This window comes from Enterobacter cloacae complex sp. IR5401 (assembly GCF_049238425.1).
Taxonomy (GTDB): Bacteria; Pseudomonadota; Gammaproteobacteria; order Enterobacterales; family Enterobacteriaceae; genus Enterobacter; species Enterobacter hormaechei_C.
Map to the genome: position 1 here is coordinate 1 of NZ_JBMKHN010000001.1, position 17,720 is coordinate 17,720.

Annotated in this window: 16 protein-coding genes; 13 read left to right on the forward strand and 3 right to left on the reverse strand. The window is 56.5% G+C overall.

Going from position 1 to position 17,720, the window contains the following annotated elements:
- Positions 1 to 315: 315 nt before the first annotated feature.
- The 8 genes from ACOTX1_RS00005 to acpS all read left to right on the forward strand — a co-directional run bounded on the left by ACOTX1_RS00005 (position 316) and on the right by acpS (position 7,208).
- Positions 316 to 462 carry a hypothetical protein gene (locus ACOTX1_RS00005; protein WP_164076822.1) on the forward strand — a complete coding sequence of 49 codons (147 nt, stop codon included), beginning with the start codon at positions 316 to 318 and terminating at the stop codon, positions 460 to 462.
- 232 nt (positions 463 to 694) lie between these two features.
- Complete coding sequence (gene lepA / locus ACOTX1_RS00010; RefSeq protein WP_003860714.1) at positions 695 to 2,500, forward strand: translation elongation factor 4; 1,806 nt, start codon at positions 695 to 697, stop codon at positions 2,498 to 2,500.
- Between the two features lie 15 nt (positions 2,501 to 2,515).
- Positions 2,516 to 3,490 carry a signal peptidase I gene (lepB, locus tag ACOTX1_RS00015; protein ID WP_003860712.1) on the forward strand — a complete coding sequence of 325 codons (975 nt, stop codon included), beginning with the start codon at positions 2,516 to 2,518 and terminating at the stop codon, positions 3,488 to 3,490.
- Between the two features lie 223 nt (positions 3,491 to 3,713).
- Positions 3,714 to 4,394 (forward strand): ribonuclease III, encoded by a 681-nt coding sequence (gene rnc, locus ACOTX1_RS00020; protein WP_003860711.1) that lies wholly within the window; start codon positions 3,714 to 3,716, stop codon positions 4,392 to 4,394.
- On the forward strand, positions 4,391 to 5,296 hold the full coding sequence (era, locus tag ACOTX1_RS00025) for a GTPase Era (protein ID WP_003860709.1): 906 nt from the start codon (positions 4,391 to 4,393) through the stop codon (positions 5,294 to 5,296). The genes rnc and era overlap by 4 nt, the downstream gene beginning before the upstream one ends.
- A gap of 17 nt (positions 5,297 to 5,313) precedes the next feature.
- Positions 5,314 to 6,021, forward strand: coding sequence for a DNA repair protein RecO (gene recO, locus ACOTX1_RS00030; RefSeq protein WP_003860708.1), 708 nt, complete (start codon positions 5,314 to 5,316; stop codon positions 6,019 to 6,021).
- Between the two features lie 75 nt (positions 6,022 to 6,096).
- The gene (gene pdxJ, locus ACOTX1_RS00035) at positions 6,097 to 6,828 is read left to right on the forward strand and encodes a pyridoxine 5'-phosphate synthase (RefSeq protein ID WP_023314662.1); all 732 of its coding nucleotides are present in this window, start codon (positions 6,097 to 6,099) and stop codon (positions 6,826 to 6,828) included.
- Positions 6,828 to 7,208 (forward strand): holo-ACP synthase, encoded by a 381-nt coding sequence (gene acpS, locus ACOTX1_RS00040; protein ID WP_003860706.1) that lies wholly within the window; start codon positions 6,828 to 6,830, stop codon positions 7,206 to 7,208. Before pdxJ ends, acpS begins: the two co-directional genes overlap by 1 nt.
- Here the strand turns inward: acpS and ACOTX1_RS00045 are convergent.
- On the reverse strand, positions 7,205 to 7,465 hold the full coding sequence (locus ACOTX1_RS00045; protein WP_003860704.1) for a YfhL family 4Fe-4S dicluster ferredoxin: 261 nt from the start codon (positions 7,463 to 7,465) through the stop codon (positions 7,205 to 7,207). The genes acpS and ACOTX1_RS00045 overlap by 4 nt on opposite strands.
- A gap of 56 nt (positions 7,466 to 7,521) precedes the next feature.
- The gene (locus ACOTX1_RS00050) at positions 7,522 to 8,370 is read right to left on the reverse strand and encodes a MurR/RpiR family transcriptional regulator (protein WP_003860702.1); all 849 of its coding nucleotides are present in this window, start codon (positions 8,368 to 8,370) and stop codon (positions 7,522 to 7,524) included.
- Between the two features lie 118 nt (positions 8,371 to 8,488).
- Between ACOTX1_RS00050 and murQ the strand changes: the two genes are divergently transcribed.
- Genes murQ through tadA form a run of 4 tightly spaced genes read left to right on the forward strand, consistent with a single transcriptional unit; the run spans position 8,489 to position 11,962 of the window.
- Positions 8,489 to 9,385, forward strand: a complete 897-nt coding sequence (gene murQ / locus ACOTX1_RS00055) for an N-acetylmuramic acid 6-phosphate etherase (RefSeq protein ID WP_023314661.1) — start codon at positions 8,489 to 8,491, stop codon at positions 9,383 to 9,385.
- A gap of 9 nt (positions 9,386 to 9,394) precedes the next feature.
- Positions 9,395 to 10,759 (forward strand): PTS transporter subunit EIIC, encoded by a 1,365-nt coding sequence (locus tag ACOTX1_RS00060; protein WP_023314660.1) that lies wholly within the window; start codon positions 9,395 to 9,397, stop codon positions 10,757 to 10,759.
- Positions 10,760 to 10,762: 3 nt separating this feature from the next.
- Positions 10,763 to 11,398, forward strand: coding sequence for a phosphatidylglycerophosphatase C (gene yfhb / locus ACOTX1_RS00065; RefSeq protein WP_003860696.1), 636 nt, complete (start codon positions 10,763 to 10,765; stop codon positions 11,396 to 11,398).
- 24 nt (positions 11,399 to 11,422) lie between these two features.
- Positions 11,423 to 11,962: a tRNA adenosine(34) deaminase TadA gene (gene tadA, locus ACOTX1_RS00070; protein ID WP_022651606.1), complete on the forward strand. Its 540-nt coding sequence runs from the start codon at positions 11,423 to 11,425 to the stop codon at positions 11,960 to 11,962.
- Here the strand turns inward: tadA and mltF are convergent.
- Positions 11,850 to 13,400: a membrane-bound lytic murein transglycosylase MltF gene (gene mltF / locus ACOTX1_RS00075; RefSeq protein WP_023314659.1), complete on the reverse strand. Its 1,551-nt coding sequence runs from the start codon at positions 13,398 to 13,400 to the stop codon at positions 11,850 to 11,852. The genes tadA and mltF overlap by 113 nt on opposite strands.
- 267 nt (positions 13,401 to 13,667) lie before the next feature.
- On the opposite strand from mltF, the gene purL reads away from it, so the two are divergent.
- The gene (gene purL / locus ACOTX1_RS00080) at positions 13,668 to 17,555 is read left to right on the forward strand and encodes a phosphoribosylformylglycinamidine synthase (protein WP_022651604.1); all 3,888 of its coding nucleotides are present in this window, start codon (positions 13,668 to 13,670) and stop codon (positions 17,553 to 17,555) included.
- The last annotated feature ends 165 nt before the right edge of the window (positions 17,556 to 17,720 follow it).

A 17,720-nucleotide genomic window follows, 5' to 3' on the forward strand; every position in this document is an offset into this window, starting at 1 on the left:
ATCAGACACCGTCTGAATTTGCAGCGGGCTGGAGAAAGGGTCATTCTGAGAATGAAGATTCCGGCGTTACTAACTGAGTGTTGTATCTAATCGTGGGGAGCAGGTCAGAAATTGAAGTATAAGAGCAATTTACGAGGCAGAAAAAGAAGATAAAAAAAGCTGAGTAATACACGCATTATTCTCAATAGAACGAGTAAAGTAAACTGCCGCCTGTCGTATGCAAAACGGGCGGCGACTGGCCGGTGATGGGGCGATAGTAAGAGTTGCAGAGCGAGCTTCGAAACTGATACAGGCTTTGCGGTAATCGAACCTGTAATGAAGAAGACGCCAGGTGATGTGTTGTTGATTCTGTGCGACTGCCACACACAGTTTGCCAATCTGATGGGGCTGTCACTCATGACAGATGATGGCGAAGCGATCGAAGGTGCTGCTCTGGAAGGGGGGAGGTTCTTGGTAGAGTGACGTTCTTCATCAACCGCGCGCTGGGTGATGATGACTGCCCAACAATTTAATTTACATTGCTTAACTGTAGGCACTCGTTATCACTCAATGAACAGGAGATCGTATGCTGACGATTTGGGCGCTACAGTGTAATATGCATGCCAGTCGTTGATGGGGTAGTTACTGTGGAGTGTCCACCGCTGTGTCCATCAAGAAGATTTAATCCGCATAGCGAGTAAATAAATCCATACATATGAAAAACATAAGAAATTTCTCCATCATTGCTCACATTGACCACGGTAAGTCGACGCTGTCTGACCGTATTATCCAGATTTGCGGTGGCCTGTCTGATCGTGAAATGGCAGCCCAGGTTCTGGACTCCATGGACCTGGAACGCGAACGCGGTATTACCATCAAAGCGCAGAGCGTGACGCTCGACTATAAAGCTTCCGATGGTGAAACCTATCAACTGAACTTTATCGACACCCCAGGGCACGTTGACTTCTCTTATGAAGTGTCACGCTCGCTGGCGGCCTGCGAAGGCGCGCTGCTGGTGGTGGATGCCGGACAGGGCGTAGAGGCCCAGACGCTGGCAAACTGCTACACCGCCATGGAAATGGATCTCGAAGTGGTGCCGGTTCTGAATAAAATCGACCTGCCAGCCGCCGATCCTGAGCGCGTAGCGGAAGAGATTGAAGACATCGTCGGTATTGATGCGACCGATGCTGTGCGCTGCTCGGCGAAAACCGGCGTCGGCGTTCCGGATGTACTGGAACGTCTGGTGCGTGATATTCCGCCGCCGGAAGGTGACCCGGATGCGCCGCTACAGGCGCTGATCATCGACTCCTGGTTTGATAACTACCTCGGCGTTGTTTCGCTGGTGCGTATTAAAAACGGCACCATGCGTAAAGGCGACAAAATCAAGGTCATGAGCACCGGCCAGGTCTACAACGCTGACCGTCTGGGCATCTTCACGCCAAAACAGGTTGACCGTACCGAGCTGAAATGCGGCGAAGTGGGCTGGCTGGTCTGTGCCATTAAAGACATCCTCGGCGCGCCGGTGGGTGATACCCTGACCGGTGCACGTAACCCGGCAGATAAAGCGCTGCCAGGCTTCAAAAAGGTGAAACCGCAGGTTTATGCGGGTCTGTTCCCGGTCAGCTCTGACGATTACGAAAACTTCCGCGATGCGCTCGGAAAGCTGAGCCTCAACGATGCCTCCCTGTTCTACGAGCCAGAAAGCTCAACGGCGCTGGGCTTCGGCTTCCGCTGTGGCTTCCTCGGTCTGCTGCACATGGAGATCATTCAGGAACGTCTGGAGCGTGAATACGATCTGGATCTGATCACCACCGCCCCGACGGTTGTCTACGAAGTAGAAACCACGTCGAAAGAGGTGATCTACGTCGACAGCCCGTCCAAGCTCCCGCCACTGAATAATATTCAGGAACTGCGCGAGCCTATCGCAGAGTGTCACATGCTGCTGCCGCAGGAGTTCCTCGGCAACGTGATCACCCTGTGTATTGAGAAGCGTGGCGTGCAGACCAACATGGTTTACCACGGTAACCAGGTGGCGCTGACCTATGAAATTCCGATGGCGGAAGTAGTGCTCGACTTCTTCGACCGTCTGAAGTCTACCTCCCGTGGCTATGCGTCGCTGGACTACAACTTCAAACGCTTCCAGGCCTCGAACATGGTTCGCGTGGATGTACTGATCAACGGCGAGCGTGTTGATGCCCTGGCGCTGATCACCCACAACGATAACGCACCGTACCGTGGTCGTGAGCTGGTTGAGAAGATGAAAGATCTCATCCCGCGTCAGCAGTTTGACATTGCGATTCAGGCGGCCATTGGTAACCACATCATTGCCCGTTCAACCGTGAAGCAGCTGCGTAAAAACGTTCTGGCTAAGTGCTATGGCGGCGACGTCAGCCGTAAGAAAAAGCTGTTGCAGAAGCAGAAAGAAGGTAAGAAGCGTATGAAGCAGGTCGGTAACGTTGAGCTGCCGCAGGAAGCATTCCTTGCCATCCTTCATGTTGGTAAAGACGGTAACGGTAAATAACCTTAAGGAGTTGGCATGGCGAACATGTTTGCCCTGATCCTGGTCATCGCTACCCTGGTGACAGGTCTGTTGTGGTGCCTGGATAAGTTTATCTTCGCCCCAAAACGCCGTGAACGTCAGGCTGCCGCGCAGGCAGCCACGGGCGATGCGCTGGACGCGAAAACCCTGAAAAAAGTCGGCCCAAAACCGGGCTGGCTGGAAACAGGGGCATCGGTATTCCCGGTGCTGGCGATTGTGCTGGTGGTGCGTTCATTTATCTATGAACCGTTCCAGATCCCGTCAGGATCGATGATGCCAACGCTGCTGATCGGTGATTTCATTCTGGTTGAGAAGTTTGCCTATGGCATCAAAGATCCGATCTACCAGAAAACGCTGATCGAAACGGGTCATCCGAAACGTGGCGACATCGTGGTGTTTAAATATCCGGAAGATCCACGGCTGGATTATATTAAACGCGCGGTAGGTCTGCCGGGCGATAAAGTAACCTACGATCCGGTGGCGAAAGAGGTGACCATTCAGCCAGGCTGTAGCTCTGGAACTGCATGTGAAAATGCGCTGCCAGTCACTTACTCCAACGTTGAGCCAAGTGATTTTGTGCAGACCTTTGCCCGCCGTAACGGCGGTGAAGCGACCAGCGGATTCTTCCAGGTGCCAAAAGGTGAAACCAAAGAGAACGGTATTCGTCTGGTTGAACGGAAAGAGACGCTGGGCGATGTCACTCACCGCATTCTGACCGTGCCAATCGCACAGGATCAACTGGCAATGTACTACCAGCAGCCAGGCCAACAGCTGGCGACCTGGATTGTGCCACCGGGACACTACTTCATGATGGGTGACAACCGCGATAACTCTGCGGACAGCCGTTACTGGGGCTTTGTGCCGGAAGCGAATCTGGTCGGTAAAGCAACCGCTATCTGGATGAGTTTTGAGAAGCAGGAAGGCGAGTGGCCGACCGGCGTTCGCCTGAATCGTATTGGCGGAATTCATTAATTTTCGTCAAAAATAACACGTAGCGGCTTTAATTCGCCGCTACGTGAATTATTTCAGCGATAAATCTCTTTGAACTAACGACATCCCCTGTCGTTGTGTATAGAATATTCCCCCGAAGTTTAAGGTTGGCCCTGCAAGGGTGCCACGGCACACGAAACCGCGTTGGTTTTCTCAGGTCGGTTTCGTGTGCTGCATTTTTGACGCATTCATTTATTGGTATCGCATGAACCCCATCGTAATTAATCGGCTTCAACGGAAGCTGGGCTACACTTTTCATCATCAGGAGTTGTTGCAACAGGCATTAACCCATCGCAGTGCCAGCAGCAAACATAATGAGCGTCTCGAGTTTTTAGGCGACTCTATTTTAAGTTTCGTAATTGCAAATGCGCTTTATCATCGTTTTCCGCGTGTGGACGAAGGTGATATGAGCCGCATGCGCGCCACGCTGGTGCGCGGCAATACCCTCGCTGAAATCGCACGCGAGTTTGAGCTGGGTGAATGTCTGCGTCTGGGGCCAGGTGAGCTGAAAAGTGGTGGTTTCCGTCGTGAATCCATCCTTGCCGATACGGTCGAGGCATTGATCGGTGGCGTGTTCCTGGACAGCGATATCCAGACCGTAGAAAAGCTGATCCTGAACTGGTATCAGACCCGCCTGGACGAAATCAGCCCGGGCGATAAACAAAAAGATCCTAAAACGCGTCTGCAAGAATATTTGCAGGGTCGTCATCTGCCGCTGCCATCCTATCTGGTGGTGCAGGTACGTGGCGAAGCGCACGATCAGGAATTTACCATCCATTGCCAGGTCAGTGGCCTGAGTGAACCGGTGGTCGGCACGGGTTCAAGCCGTCGTAAGGCTGAACAGGCTGCCGCCGAACAGGCGTTAAAAATGCTGGAGCTGGAATGAGCATCGACAAAACCTATTGCGGATTTATTGCCATCGTCGGACGTCCGAACGTTGGCAAATCCACCCTGCTGAATAATCTGCTTGGGCAGAAGATTTCTATCACCTCGCGTAAGGCGCAGACCACGCGTCACCGCATCGTCGGTATCCATACTGAAGGCGCGTATCAGGCGATTTACGTCGATACCCCGGGCCTGCACATGGAAGAGAAGCGCGCCATCAACCGTCTGATGAACAAGGCGGCGAGCAGCTCCATTGGCGACGTAGAGCTGGTGATTTTCGTTGTGGAAGGCACCCGCTGGACGCCGGACGACGAAATGGTCCTGAACAAGCTGCGCGACGGCAAAACGCCGGTGATCCTTGCGGTCAATAAAGTGGACAATGTGCAGGAAAAAGCCGATCTGCTGCCGCACCTGCAATGGCTGGGCAGCCAGATGAACTTCCTGGACATCGTCCCGCTGTCTGCGGAGACGGGTCTGAACGTTGATACCATCGCGGGCATCGTGCGCAAGCATCTGCCGGAAGCGACTCATCACTTCCCTGAGGACTACATCACCGATCGCTCTCAGCGTTTTATGGCGTCTGAAATCATCCGTGAGAAGCTGATGCGTTTCCTGGGCGCTGAACTGCCGTACTCTGTGACGGTGGAGATCGAGCGTTTCCAGAGCAACGAGCGCGGCGGTTACGATATTAACGGTCTGATCCTCGTTGAGCGTGAAGGGCAGAAGAAGATGGTGATCGGTAATAAAGGCGCCAAGATCAAAACTATCGGAATCGAAGCCCGTAAAGACATGCAGGACATGTTTGAAGCACCGGTTCACCTGGAACTGTGGGTGAAAGTGAAATCTGGCTGGGCCGATGATGAGCGTGCGCTGCGCAGCCTCGGTTACGGCGAAGATCAGTAACCTAAGACGACGAGCATATGGATGGATGGCAGCGCGCCTTTGTCCTGCATAGTCGTCCCTGGAGCGAAACCAGCCTGATGCTGGACGTCTTCACGGAAGAGTCCGGTCGCGTGCGCCTTGTTGCCAAAGGCGCACGTTCCAGACGTTCTAATCTCAAAGGTGCCTTGCAGCCTTTCACCCCACTGCTGGTCCGCTTTGGCGGGCGAGGGGAAGTCAAAACCCTGCGCAGTGCTGAAGCCGTTTCCCTCGCGCTTCCTCTTTCTGGTATCACGCTCTACAGCGGTTTGTACGTCAACGAACTCATCTCACGGGTGCTTGAACATGAGACCCGCTTCTCTGAACTTTTCTTTGATTACCTGCACTGTATCCAGTCGCTCGCTGGCGCAACCGGCACTCCTGAACCTGTGCTGCGTCGTTTCGAGCTGGCGCTGCTTGGTCACCTTGGATACGGTGTTGATTTTCTGCACTGCGCGGGGAGTGGGGACGAGGTAGAAGATACCATGACCTATCGCTATCGTGAGGAAAAGGGCTTTATTGCCAGTGTCGTCGTCGATAACAGCACCTTTACCGGGCGCCAGCTCAGAGCACTGTATGAACGCGAGTTCCCGGACGCCGACACCCTGCGTGCGGCAAAACGCTTTACCCGAATTGCGCTCAAGCCGTATCTTGGGGGCAAACCTTTAAAGAGCCGCGAATTATTCAGGCAGTTTATGCCGAAACGCTAATGTTTTACCCCTCACCCCAGCCCTCTCCCGGAGGGAGAGGAGGAAGGTAAATGAACAAAAATACCGAGGATTGTCATGGCTGAATTACTGTTAGGCGTCAACATCGACCACATTGCCACCCTGCGCAACGCGCGCGGCACGGCGTATCCGGATCCGGTTCAGGCGGCGTTTATCGCCGAGCAGGCTGGGGCGGACGGCATTACCGTCCATCTGCGTGAAGACCGTCGCCACATCACCGATCGCGACGTGCGTATCCTGCGCCAGACGCTGGATACCCGCATGAATCTGGAGATGGCAGTAACGGAAGAGATGCTGACGATTGCCTGCGATACGAAGCCGCATTTCTGCTGCCTGGTGCCGGAAAAACGACAGGAAGTGACCACCGAAGGCGGTCTGGATGTGGCCGGGCAGCTCGACAAAATGCGCGATGCCTGCAAACGCCTGGCGGATGCCGGTATCCTGGTTTCACTGTTTATCGACGCCGATTTCACCCAGATTAAAGCCGCTGCCGGCGTGGGCGCGCCGTATATTGAAATTCACACCGGCTGCTATGCCGATGCTGAAAACGACGCAGCGCAGGCGAAAGAGCTGGAGCGGATCGCCAAAGCGGCAACCTACGCCGCGAGCCTGGGACTGAAGGTTAACGCCGGTCACGGCCTGACCTATCACAACGTAAAAGCCATCGCTGCCCTGCCGGAAATGCACGAGCTGAACATCGGCCACGCCATTATTGGTCGTGCGGTGATGAGCGGCCTGAAAGAAGCGGTTTCCGAGATGAAGCGCCTGATGCTGGAAGCGCGTCAGTAATGGCTATTCTGGGCTTAGGCACCGACATCGTTGAAATAGCCCGCATTGAAGCGGTGATCGCCCGGAGCGGCGATCGCCTCGCAAGACGCGTGCTGAGCGATAACGAATGGGCTATCTGGGAGGCGCATCAGCAGCCGGTGCGCTTTCTGGCAAAACGTTTCGCGGTAAAAGAGGCGGCGGCGAAAGCGTTCGGCACGGGCATTCGTAACGGCCTGGCGTTTAACCAGTTTGAAGTGTTTAACGATGAGCTGGGTAAGCCACGTCTGCGTTTATGGGGCGAGGCGCTTAAGCTGGCGGAAAAGCTGGGCGTGGCGCACATGCACGTAACGCTTGCAGATGAACGCCACTACGCCTGTGCGACGGTGATTATCGAAGGTTAAATTTTGTCCGCATGGTGCATCAGGACAAACTTATCCCACAGCTGTTCTTCGTTCTCGACATGTGCCGGATCTTTTAAGATCGTATTGGGAATGGGGCACACCTTCTGGCAGGTCGGCGTCTCATAGTGGCCAATGCACTCGGTGCAGCGGTCGCTGTTAATCTCATAAATGCTGTCGCCCATCGAAATCGCCTCGTTCGGGCATTCGGGTTCGCACATATCGCAGTTGATGCATTTTTTGGTGATTAACAGCGCCATCAGGAAATTCTCAGAAACAACACAAACAGGGCGGGCATTATACGCTCATTCGTTGTTCAAACCAGTTTTTTTACCAGCTCTTCGCTATGCCGAATACGCTCTGGCGCACGCTCCAGATCCTGTTGAACCAGCGCCATAAACAGCAGGTCCGTCAGCATCATCTGCGCACTCGTCGACGAAATCGCCGCGCTGCGAGTGGCCTGTTCCTCGGCAATGGTATACAGGCAGCGGGTTGCCCGTTGCTGGAGCGCATTCGGGCTAAATCCGGTAATCGCCAGAATTTTTCCCCCTACGCGCAGGGCTTCGTCGGTAGCCATATTAATTTCACGCCGCTCGCCGGAATAGGAGATGGCCAGCAGTAAATCGTCAGGATCCATGGCCTGCACGGTCGCCAGCAGCGCGTGCATATCCTGTTCAACGATGGCGTTATAGCCGATTTTTGTCAGCTTCCAGCCAAAGTTACGCGCAACCAGTCCGGAGGCGCCGATCCCGGTCAACACAATACGCCGCGCGTCGCGAAGCATGGCTACGCTTTCCAGCAGCTTCTCTTCCGTGTTCACATCCAGCGTGGCATGCATTGCCGCCACGTTCTCCTTGATCAGCTTTTCGCCGACCAGACGCATCGGATCGTCGCCGCGGATCTGGTTATGCACCGGCATTGACTGCGGATTAGGGTTGCTTACCAGTGCTTCACTGATCGCCAGTTTTAGCGCCGGAAAGCCTTTATAGCCTATCTTTTGGGCAAATTTCACCACGCTCGACTGGCTCACCCCGGCTTCGCCTGCCAGCTGCTGGGAGCTGAGGTGTCGCGCGCGATCGGGCTGGGAAAGTAAATAATCCGCCAGCTTTTTGTCACTCTGGGCAAACCCTGCGTAGCGCTGGCGAATACGAATTAAACAGTTCATACGGTCTCCTGGCGAAAATGTGATTACCCGCGCAAATACGAATTATGCTCGCCTGAATGAATTTTATATTCCATTATAGTGCGTTTATTATGAATTAAAAATTCAAGAGGTAAATAACATGAATCTAGGCTCTCTTGTTTCTGAAACGCGTAACCCGCAAACCATGGATCTTGATGCACTGTCCACGCTGGAGCTGGTAAACCGCTTTAATCAACAGGATACCCTCGTCGCGCTGGCAGTCAAAGAGACATTGCCCGAGGTGGCGAAAGCCGTAGACGCCGCTGCCGACGCTCTGAAAGCAGGAGGACGCATTATTTATATGGGGGCGGGTACCAGTGGGCGCCTCGGTGTGCTGGATGCCTCAGAATGTCCCCCGACGTTTGGCGTTCCGCACGGTCTGGTCGTTGGCCTGATTGCCGGTGGCCCCGGCGCGCTGCTGAAAGCGGTGGAAGGGGCAGAAGACAATAAACAGCTTGGGGAAGACGATCTCAGGGCGCTGAACCTGACCGCGCAGGATCTGGTCGTCGGGCTGGCGGCTTCTGGTCGTACGCCGTACGTCATTGGTGGGCTGGAATACGCCAGACGGACGGGATGTACCACGGTGGCCATCTCCTGTAACCCGGGTTCGCCGATTGCGCAGGTGGCCGCCATTGCCATCTCTCCGGTCGTCGGGCCGGAAGCGCTCACCGGCTCCACGCGCCTGAAATCCGGAACCGCACAGAAGCTGGTGCTCAATATGATCTCCACCGGCGCGATGGTGAAATTTGGCAAGGTCTACCAAAACCTGATGGTGGATATGCAGGCCACCAACGTCAAGCTGGTGGACAGAGCCTGCCGCATGGTGATGGAAGCGACAGGCGCCAGTCGTGAAGAGGCGGAAAAGGTGCTTCAGCAGACCGATCACGATGTAAAACCCGCCATTCTGATGATATTAACCGGGCTGGATGCAGCCGCGGCCAGAGCCAGGCTTGAAGCCCATCACGGTTTTTTACGGGCGGCATTAGAACATCAATAAGAGGCGTTTATGGACAAAACAGCAGCGCTCGCCAGCGACATCCTGCTTGGGATCGGTGGGGAAAAAAATATTCAGCGTCTGGAAAACTGCATGACGCGTGTACGCGTCGAGGTGTACAACGACGAAAAGCTTGATTTAACGCGCCTGAAGCAGCTCCCCGGCGTGAGCGGGTACGTTAAACAGGGGCAACAGCACCAGCTGATTGTCGGTCCGGGCAAAGCGGCGCAGGTGGTTGATGCCATGCGCGCCCTGATGACGGGCGGTGAAACGGCTCCCGCCTTTGACGACGCCGAACGCACCAAAGCGCAGGCGAAAGCAAAATACAAAGCCCCCATGAGCGATGCGCTGCGCCAGCTGGCAAACGTCTTTATTCCTCTTATCCCGGCGTTTATCGCGTCGGGGCTGATCACCGGGATTATCAATATCCTCAAGCGTCCGGATATTGTCGGGAATTTCGCCACCCAGTATCCGAACCTGCTGGGTATTCTGGCGATTTTCGGCAGCGCGGTGTTTGCCATCATGAACATTCTGGTGGGGGTGAACACGGCCAAAGTGTTCGGCGGCTCGCTGGCGATGGGCGGCGTAATGGCGGGTATCCTCTCCAGCCCGCAGCTGGCGCAGATTACGCTGTTTGGCGAGGCGCTTCAGCCTGGCCGCGGTGGGGTGATTGCCGTGCTGCTGGTGGTCATTCTGATGTGCTGGATTGAGAAAAAGCTACGCGCGTTGCTGCCAGGCTCGATTGAACTGATCCTCAACCCGCTGCTGACCACATTGATTACCGGGAGCGTGGCGATTGTGGCGCTGCAACCGTTAGGCGGCGCGATCTCTGAAGCCATCGCCCACGGCGCGTCTCTGGCGATCGATCGCGGCGGGCTGCTGGTGGGGGCCGTGCTGTCCGGGACCTTCCTGCCGTTAGTGCTGACCGGTCTGCATCAGGGGCTGGTGCCGATTCACGTCGAACTGGTACAGGCGCACGGCTATAACGCCCTGCTGCCGATCCTGTCGATGGCTGGCGTTGGGCAGGTCGGCGCGGCCATCGCGGTGCTGATGAAAACCCGCAACGCGCGTTTAAAAAAGGTCATTAAAGGGGCGCTGCCGGTCGGGTTGCTCGGTATCGGCGAGCCGCTGATTTTCGGCGTGACCTTGCCGCTGGGTAAGCCGTTCCTGGCCGCTTGTCTCGGTGGGGCGGTGGGCGGGGCGTTAATCAGCTACTGGAAAGTGGCGACCGTCATTACCTTCGGGATCTCCGGGTTACCGCTGGCATTAACCATCGTGACCGGAAAAGTGATGCTCTATCTGTTAGGCTATCTGGTAGCGGTGATCGCCGGGTTCCTGTTTACCTGGCTGTTAGGATTCAACGACCCAGAGGAGTAAGGTTTGGCCAGTCACGAGCGTCGCGTTGTCTTTTTTGATCTGGATGGAACGCTGCATCAGCAGGATATGTTCGGCACCTTTATGCGCTACCTGCTACGGCGCCAGCCCCTTAACGCGTTGCTGGTATTACCCCTGTTACCCGTTATTGGCATCGCGCTGCTGGTGAAAGGCCGTGCAGCGCGCTGGCCGATGAGCCTGCTGCTCTGGGGATGCACGTTTGGTCATAGCGAAGCGCGCCTCAAGCAGCTCGAACAGGATTTTGCGCACTGGTTTCGCGGGCACGTCGCCGCGTTTCCCGTGGTACAGGCGCGCCTGACCAGCTATCTCGACGCCAATGATGCCGATATCTGGCTGATTACTGGCTCCCCGCAGACGCTGGTGGAGCAAGTCTATTTTGATACGCCCTGGCTGCCGCGCGTAAATCTTATCGCCACGCAGATCGCGCGCGGCTACGGCGGCTGGGTGCTCACCCTGCGCTGCCTCGGACATGAAAAAGTGGTGCAGCTGGAGAAACGCATCGGTACGCCGCTGCGTCTGTACAGCGGCTACAGCGACAGCAAGCAGGACAACCCGCTGCTCTATTTTTGCCAGCACCGCTGGCGCGTCACGCCTCTGGGCGAACTTCAGCAACTCGAATAGTCTTATCTGTACCGGCTGTGTATAATGCCGCCCGCTTTTCGACTGGAGTATCAGCCCTTGTCCAACCCTGAACACAATCATGAATACTGGATGCGCCATGCGCTGGCGCTGGCTCAGCGCGCCTGGGAAGAGGGCGAAGTGCCCGTGGGCGCGGTACTGGTCCATAACAATCAGGTGATTGGGGAAGGGTGGAACCGTCCGATTGGCCGTCACGATCCTACCGCGCATGCTGAAATTATGGCGCTGCGTCAGGGCGGACTGGTGCTGCAAAACTATCGTCTGCTTGATACCACCCTGTATGTCACCCTTGAGCCGTGCGTGATGTGCTCCGGGGCGATGGTGCACAGCCGAATCGGTACGCTGGTGTTTGGCGCGCGGGATGAAAAGACGGGCGCTGCTGGTTCACTGATGGACGTACTTGGGCATCCGGGGATGAACCACCAGGTGAAAACTATCGGCGGGGTACTTGCACCAGAATGTTCGGGTCTGTTAAGTGACTTTTTTCGAATGCGTCGGCAGCAGAAAAAGCAACAAAAGGCAGAATTGAAACCGCAGGGTGATTAAGCTCTTCCGGTGCGACCACCGGATAGCTTTCAGCCAGCTGTTGCGCCTCGGCCGCCTCTTTTTCTTTCTCCAGCAGATATCCCACCAGGCTTATCTGATACTTACGAATATTTTCCACGTAGGCATACGCTTCATGGCCGCGCGCATAGCCATACGACAGCTTCTGGTACCACTGTTTCTGGCTAAGCAGCGGCAGGCGCTGTTTTACATCTGACCAACTGTCCGGGTTACCTTTGGTTTTCGCCGTCAGCGCCCGCGCGTCGAGCATATGCGCATACCCCATGTTATAGGCGGCCAGCGCAAACCAGATCCGCTCCCCTTCCGGGACCGTCTCCGGCACTTTCGCCATCATATCCTGTAAATACTGCGCGCCGCCGCTGATGCTCTGTTCCGCATCGGTCCGGTCGCTGATGCCGAGGCTCTGGGCGGTATTTTTGGTCAGCATCATCAACCCGCGCACGCCCGTGGGGGAGGTGGCCTGAGCATCCCAGTGCGATTCCTGGTAGGAAATTGCCGCCAGCAGCTTCCAGTCAATCTCCTGGGCGTACTTCTCAAACAGCGGTTGCAGGTCCGGCAGCACGCTGTCCACCGCGCGCAGGAAGGTGCGGGTGTCAACGTAATCAAAATCGTCCCCGTGACCGAGATATTTCTCTTCCAGACGCGCCAGGGTGCCGTCTTCATTGATGGAATTAAAGAAATCGAGCATGGCCGCAGAGACGGTTTGATCGTCGTCCAGCTGGGTAAACCAGGTCACCGGCTGTTCGTCGGTCACATCCAGCGCCACGGCGATTTCAGGATGAACGCGCTGGAAAAGACTGATCGCCACCGAATCAGCAATGGTATAGGCCAGCTTTTTATCTTTTACCTGCTCCAGCAATTCGGTCGTGCCGAGTTTAGGATCGACCGTCCAGCTGAGGTTAGGGTATTTTTTCTCTTTCAACGCCCGCAGATCGTCAATCACCACATGGCCTGGCGCAATGGTCAATTGCTGGTCGGTGATGTCGGCCAGTGAGCGCGGGCGCAGGCTACCCACACGATAAACCACCTGCTGCGACACGGAGTAGTAGGTCGGGCCCGGCTGATAGTTTTTGCTGCGTTCGCTGTTGTACACCAGACCTGCGGCGAGAATATCGGCACGGTCATGGTCCAAATCATCAAACAGCTGGTTGATGTTCTGCCGCACGGTAACTTTCAGCTTCACGCCCAGATAGTCCGCAAACAGCTGTGCCAGTTCGTAATCAAGACCGATGGTTTTACCGTTGATATCGTCGTAAATAAGCGGGGAGGAGAGGGTACTGACGCGCAACTCCCCCCGCTCCTGAATGGCGGCGATACGGTTTTCGGCCTTGCCGAACCAGGGGATAGACGGCCAGAGGGCCACTGCCAGCAGCAACGTAACAATGCCGATGAGCAGATAATTAATCTTTAATTTTTTCAATTAGTTAATTCTCTGCGACGCCGGTTGCCTCAGTGTGCTGTAGTCATGTTAAGAGTAGAGTTTGCCATTGATTGAGCGGCATTTTGCGCAAAGTAGCGCCAGTTGGCAACCAATTAGAGAGACAGGTCACATCTATTGTTAAACATAAAGGTTGATTTTATTTCGACGCAAACGGTTTCGTCGGCGCTCAGGATTCTCTATAATGACGCCCGTTTTCCCCCCTTGCGCACACTGTAAGCGCCCCGGCGCTTCGAAGACGAGAGACTTATGATGGAAATTCTGCGTGGTTCGCCTGCACTGTCTGCCTTCCGTATTAACAAACTGCTGGCACGTTTTCAGGCGGCCGACCTTCCGGTAAGCAATATTTACGCTGAGTATGTCCATTTTGCTGACCTGAATGCCCCCCTGAATGCAGAGGAGCGCGTACAGCTGGAACGTCTGCTTAAATATGGCCCAAGCCTGAGCAGCCATACGCCGACCGGCAAATTAATCCTCGCCACGCCACGCCCTGGCACCATCTCCCCCTGGTCTTCCAAAGCAACAGACATCGCTCACAACTGCGGTCTGAACCAGATTAACCGTCTGGAGCGCGGTGTGGCGTACTACGTGGAAGCCTCTACCCTGAGCGACGCGCAGTGGCAGGCGGTTGCGGCTGAACTGCACGACCGCATGATGGAGAGTGTGTTTGACTCTCTGGATGATGCGCAGAAACTGTTCTCCCACCATCAGCCTGCGCCGGTACAGAGCGTGGATCTGCTGGGGCAGGGGCGTCAGGCGCTGATCGACGCAAACCTGCGTCTTGGTCTGGCACTCGCAGAGGATGAAATCGACTACCTTCAGGATGCATTCGTTAAGCTGAATCGCAACCCGAACGACATCGAACTGTATATGTTCGCGCAGGCCAACTCCGAGCACTGCCGCCACAAGATTTTCAACGCCGACTGGATTATCGACGGCGAACAGCAGCCGAAGTCGCTGTTCAAAATGATCAAAAACACCATGGAGCAAACCCCTGACCACGTGCTGTCTGCCTATAAAGACAACGCCGCGGTGATGGAAGGTTCCGAGGTGGGCCGCTTCTTCGCCGATCGCGAAGCAGGGCGCTATGACTTCCATCAGGAGCCTGCGCATATCCTGATGAAAGTGGAAACCCACAACCACCCGACGGCGATCTCCCCATGGCCGGGTGCGGCGACCGGCTCCGGCGGTGAAATCCGTGACGAAGGGGCGACCGGTCGTGGTGCAAAACCAAAAGCGGGTCTGGTCGGTTTCTCCGTCTCCAACCTGCGTATCCCGGGCTTTGAACAGCCGTGGGAAGAAGATTTCGGCAAGCCAGAGCGCATCGTGACCGCGCTGGATATCATGACCGAAGGCCCGCTGGGCGGCGCGGCGTTTAACAACGAATTTGGTCGTCCGGCGCTGAACGGTTACTTCCGTACCTATGAAGAGAAAGTGGACAGCCACAACGGCGAAGAGCTGCGCGGCTATCACAAACCGATCATGCTGGCGGGCGGGATCGGCAACATCCGTGCCGATCACGTGCAAAAAGGCGAGATCGTCGTCGGCGCGAAGCTGATCGTGCTCGGCGGCCCGGCGATGAACATCGGTCTGGGCGGCGGTGCGGCCTCTTCGATGGCCTCCGGCCAGTCTGATGCGGATCTCGATTTCGCCTCCGTGCAGCGTGACAACCCTGAGATGGAGCGTCGCTGTCAGGAAGTAATCGACCGCTGCTGGCAGCTGGGCGATGCTAACCCGATTCTCTTTATCCACGACGTGGGAGCGGGCGGTCTGTCCAACGCCATGCCGGAGCTGGTGAGCGACGGCGGCCGCGGTGGTCGTTTCAACCTGCGCGATATCCTGAGCGATGAGCCTGGCATGAGCCCGCTGGAAATCTGGTGTAACGAATCCCAGGAGCGCTACGTGCTGGCGGTTGCGGCCGACCAGCTGCCGCTGTTTGACGAGCTGTGCCGCCGCGAGCGCGCGCCGTATGCCGTCATCGGTGAAGCAACCGAAGAGCAGCACCTGACTCTGAGCGACACCCATTTCGACAACCAGCCTATCGATCTGCCGCTCGACGTGCTGCTCGGTAAAACGCCGAAGATGACCCGGGACGTAACAACCCGTAAAGCGGCAGGCAAAGCGCTGGATCGCCAGGGCATCACCGTGGCACAAGCGGTCAACCGCGTGCTGCACCTGCCTGCTGTGGCAGAGAAAACCTTCCTGGTGACCATCGGCGACCGCACCGTGACCGGTATGGTATCCCGCGATCAGATGGTTGGCCCGTGGCAGATCCCGGTCGCTAACTGCGCCGTGACCACCGCGAGCCTCGACAGCTACTACGGCGAAGCGATGGCGCTGGGCGAACGCACCCCAGTGGCGCTGCTGGACTTCGCCGCCTCTGCACGACTGGCGGTTGGTGAAGCGCTGACCAACATCGCGGCGACGCAGATTGGCGACATCAAACGTATCAAACTTTCCGCGAACTGGATGGCCGCCGCCGGTCACCCTGGTGAAGACGCCGGCCTGTATGAAGCCGTGAAAGCGGTGGGTGAGGAACTGTGTCCTGCGCTCGGCCTGACCATTCCGGTGGGTAAAGACTCCATGTCGATGAAAACCCGCTGGCAGGAAGGTAACGAGCAGCGCGAGATGACCTCTCCGCTGTCGCTGGTGATCACCGCGTTTGCGCGCGTGGAAGACGTACGTCATACCGTTACGCCGCAGCTTTCCACTGAAGATAACGCCCTGCTGTTGATTGACCTCGGCAAAGGCCATAACGCCCTGGGCGCCACCGCGCTGGCGCAGGTTTACCGCCAGCTCGGCGATAAGCCAGCCGACGTGCGCGACGTCGCCCAGCTGAAAGGCTTCTACGACGCAATTCAGGCGCTGGTGGCGCAGCGTAAGCTGCTGGCCTACCACGACCGTTCCGATGGTGGCCTGCTGGTGACGCTGGCAGAGATGGCCTTCACCGGTCACTGCGGCGTTGAAGCAAACATTGCTACGCTTGGCGAAGACCGCCTGGCGGCGCTGTTTAACGAAGAGCTTGGCGCGGTCATTCAGGTACGCGCCGCAGATCGCGACGCGGTAGAAGCGATTCTGGCGCAGCACGGTCTGGCAGACTGCGTACACTATCTCGGTAAAGCGGTGCAGGGCGACCGTTTCGTGATTGAAGCCGACGGCCACGCGGTGTTCAGCGAAAGCCGCACCACGCTGCGTATGTGGTGGGCGGAAACCACCTGGCAGATGCAGCGCCTGCGTGACAACCCGGAATGCGCCGATCAGGAACACAACGCGAAGGCGAACGACAACGATCCTGGCCTGAACGTGAAGCTCAGCTTCGACATAAACGAAGACATTGCCGCGCCGTACATTGCGACCGGTGCGCGTCCGAAAGTGGCCGTGCTGCGCGAGCAGGGCGTTAACTCCCACGTTGAGATGGCGGCGGCCTTCCACCGGGCGGGCTTTGACGCCATCGACGTCCACATGAGCGACCTGCTGGCCGGGCGTACCGGGCTGGATGATTTCCAGGCGCTGGTTGCCTGCGGAGGGTTCTCCTACGGTGACGTGCTGGGCGCGGGCGAAGGCTGGGCGAAGTCTATTCTGTTCAACAGCCGCGTGCGTGACGAGTTCGAAACCTTCTTCCATCGTCCGCAGACGCTGGCGCTGGGTGTGTGTAACGGCTGTCAGATGATGTCTAACCTGCGCGAGCTGATCCCGGGCAGCGAAGCCTGGCCGCGCTTTGTGCGTAACCAGTCTGACCGCTTCGAAGCGCGCTTCAGCCTGGTAGAAGTAACCCAAAGCCCGTCTCTGCTGTTGCAGGGAATGGTGGGTTCGCAGATGCCAATCGCGGTTTCGCACGGCGAAGGTCAGGTTGAAATGCGTGATGCGGCGCACCTGGCTCAGCTTGAAAGCAAAGGACTGGTAGCGCTGCGCTTTGTTGATAACTTCGGCAAGGTCACCGAAACCTATCCGGCTAACCCGAACGGTTCGGCAAATGGCATTACCGCGGTCACCAGCGAAAGCGGTCGGGTGACCATCATGATGCCGCACCCGGAGCGTGTCTTCCGCACCGTGAGCAACTCCTGGCACCCGGAAAACTGGGGCGAGGACAGCCCGTGGATGCGCATTTTCCGCAACGCGCGTAAACAACTGGGTTAAGTTTCAACGCCCTGACTGTAGGCCCGGTAAGCGCGAGCGCCACCGGGCTTTTTTGTACCTGTCGCAAAATTGCGACAATCCTCTGGATTGAGTGTCTCCAATAAGAGACATTTAACCTGTTGATTTATATATGTCAGGACGGGTTCCCGTTAAGGTGTTGCTTAA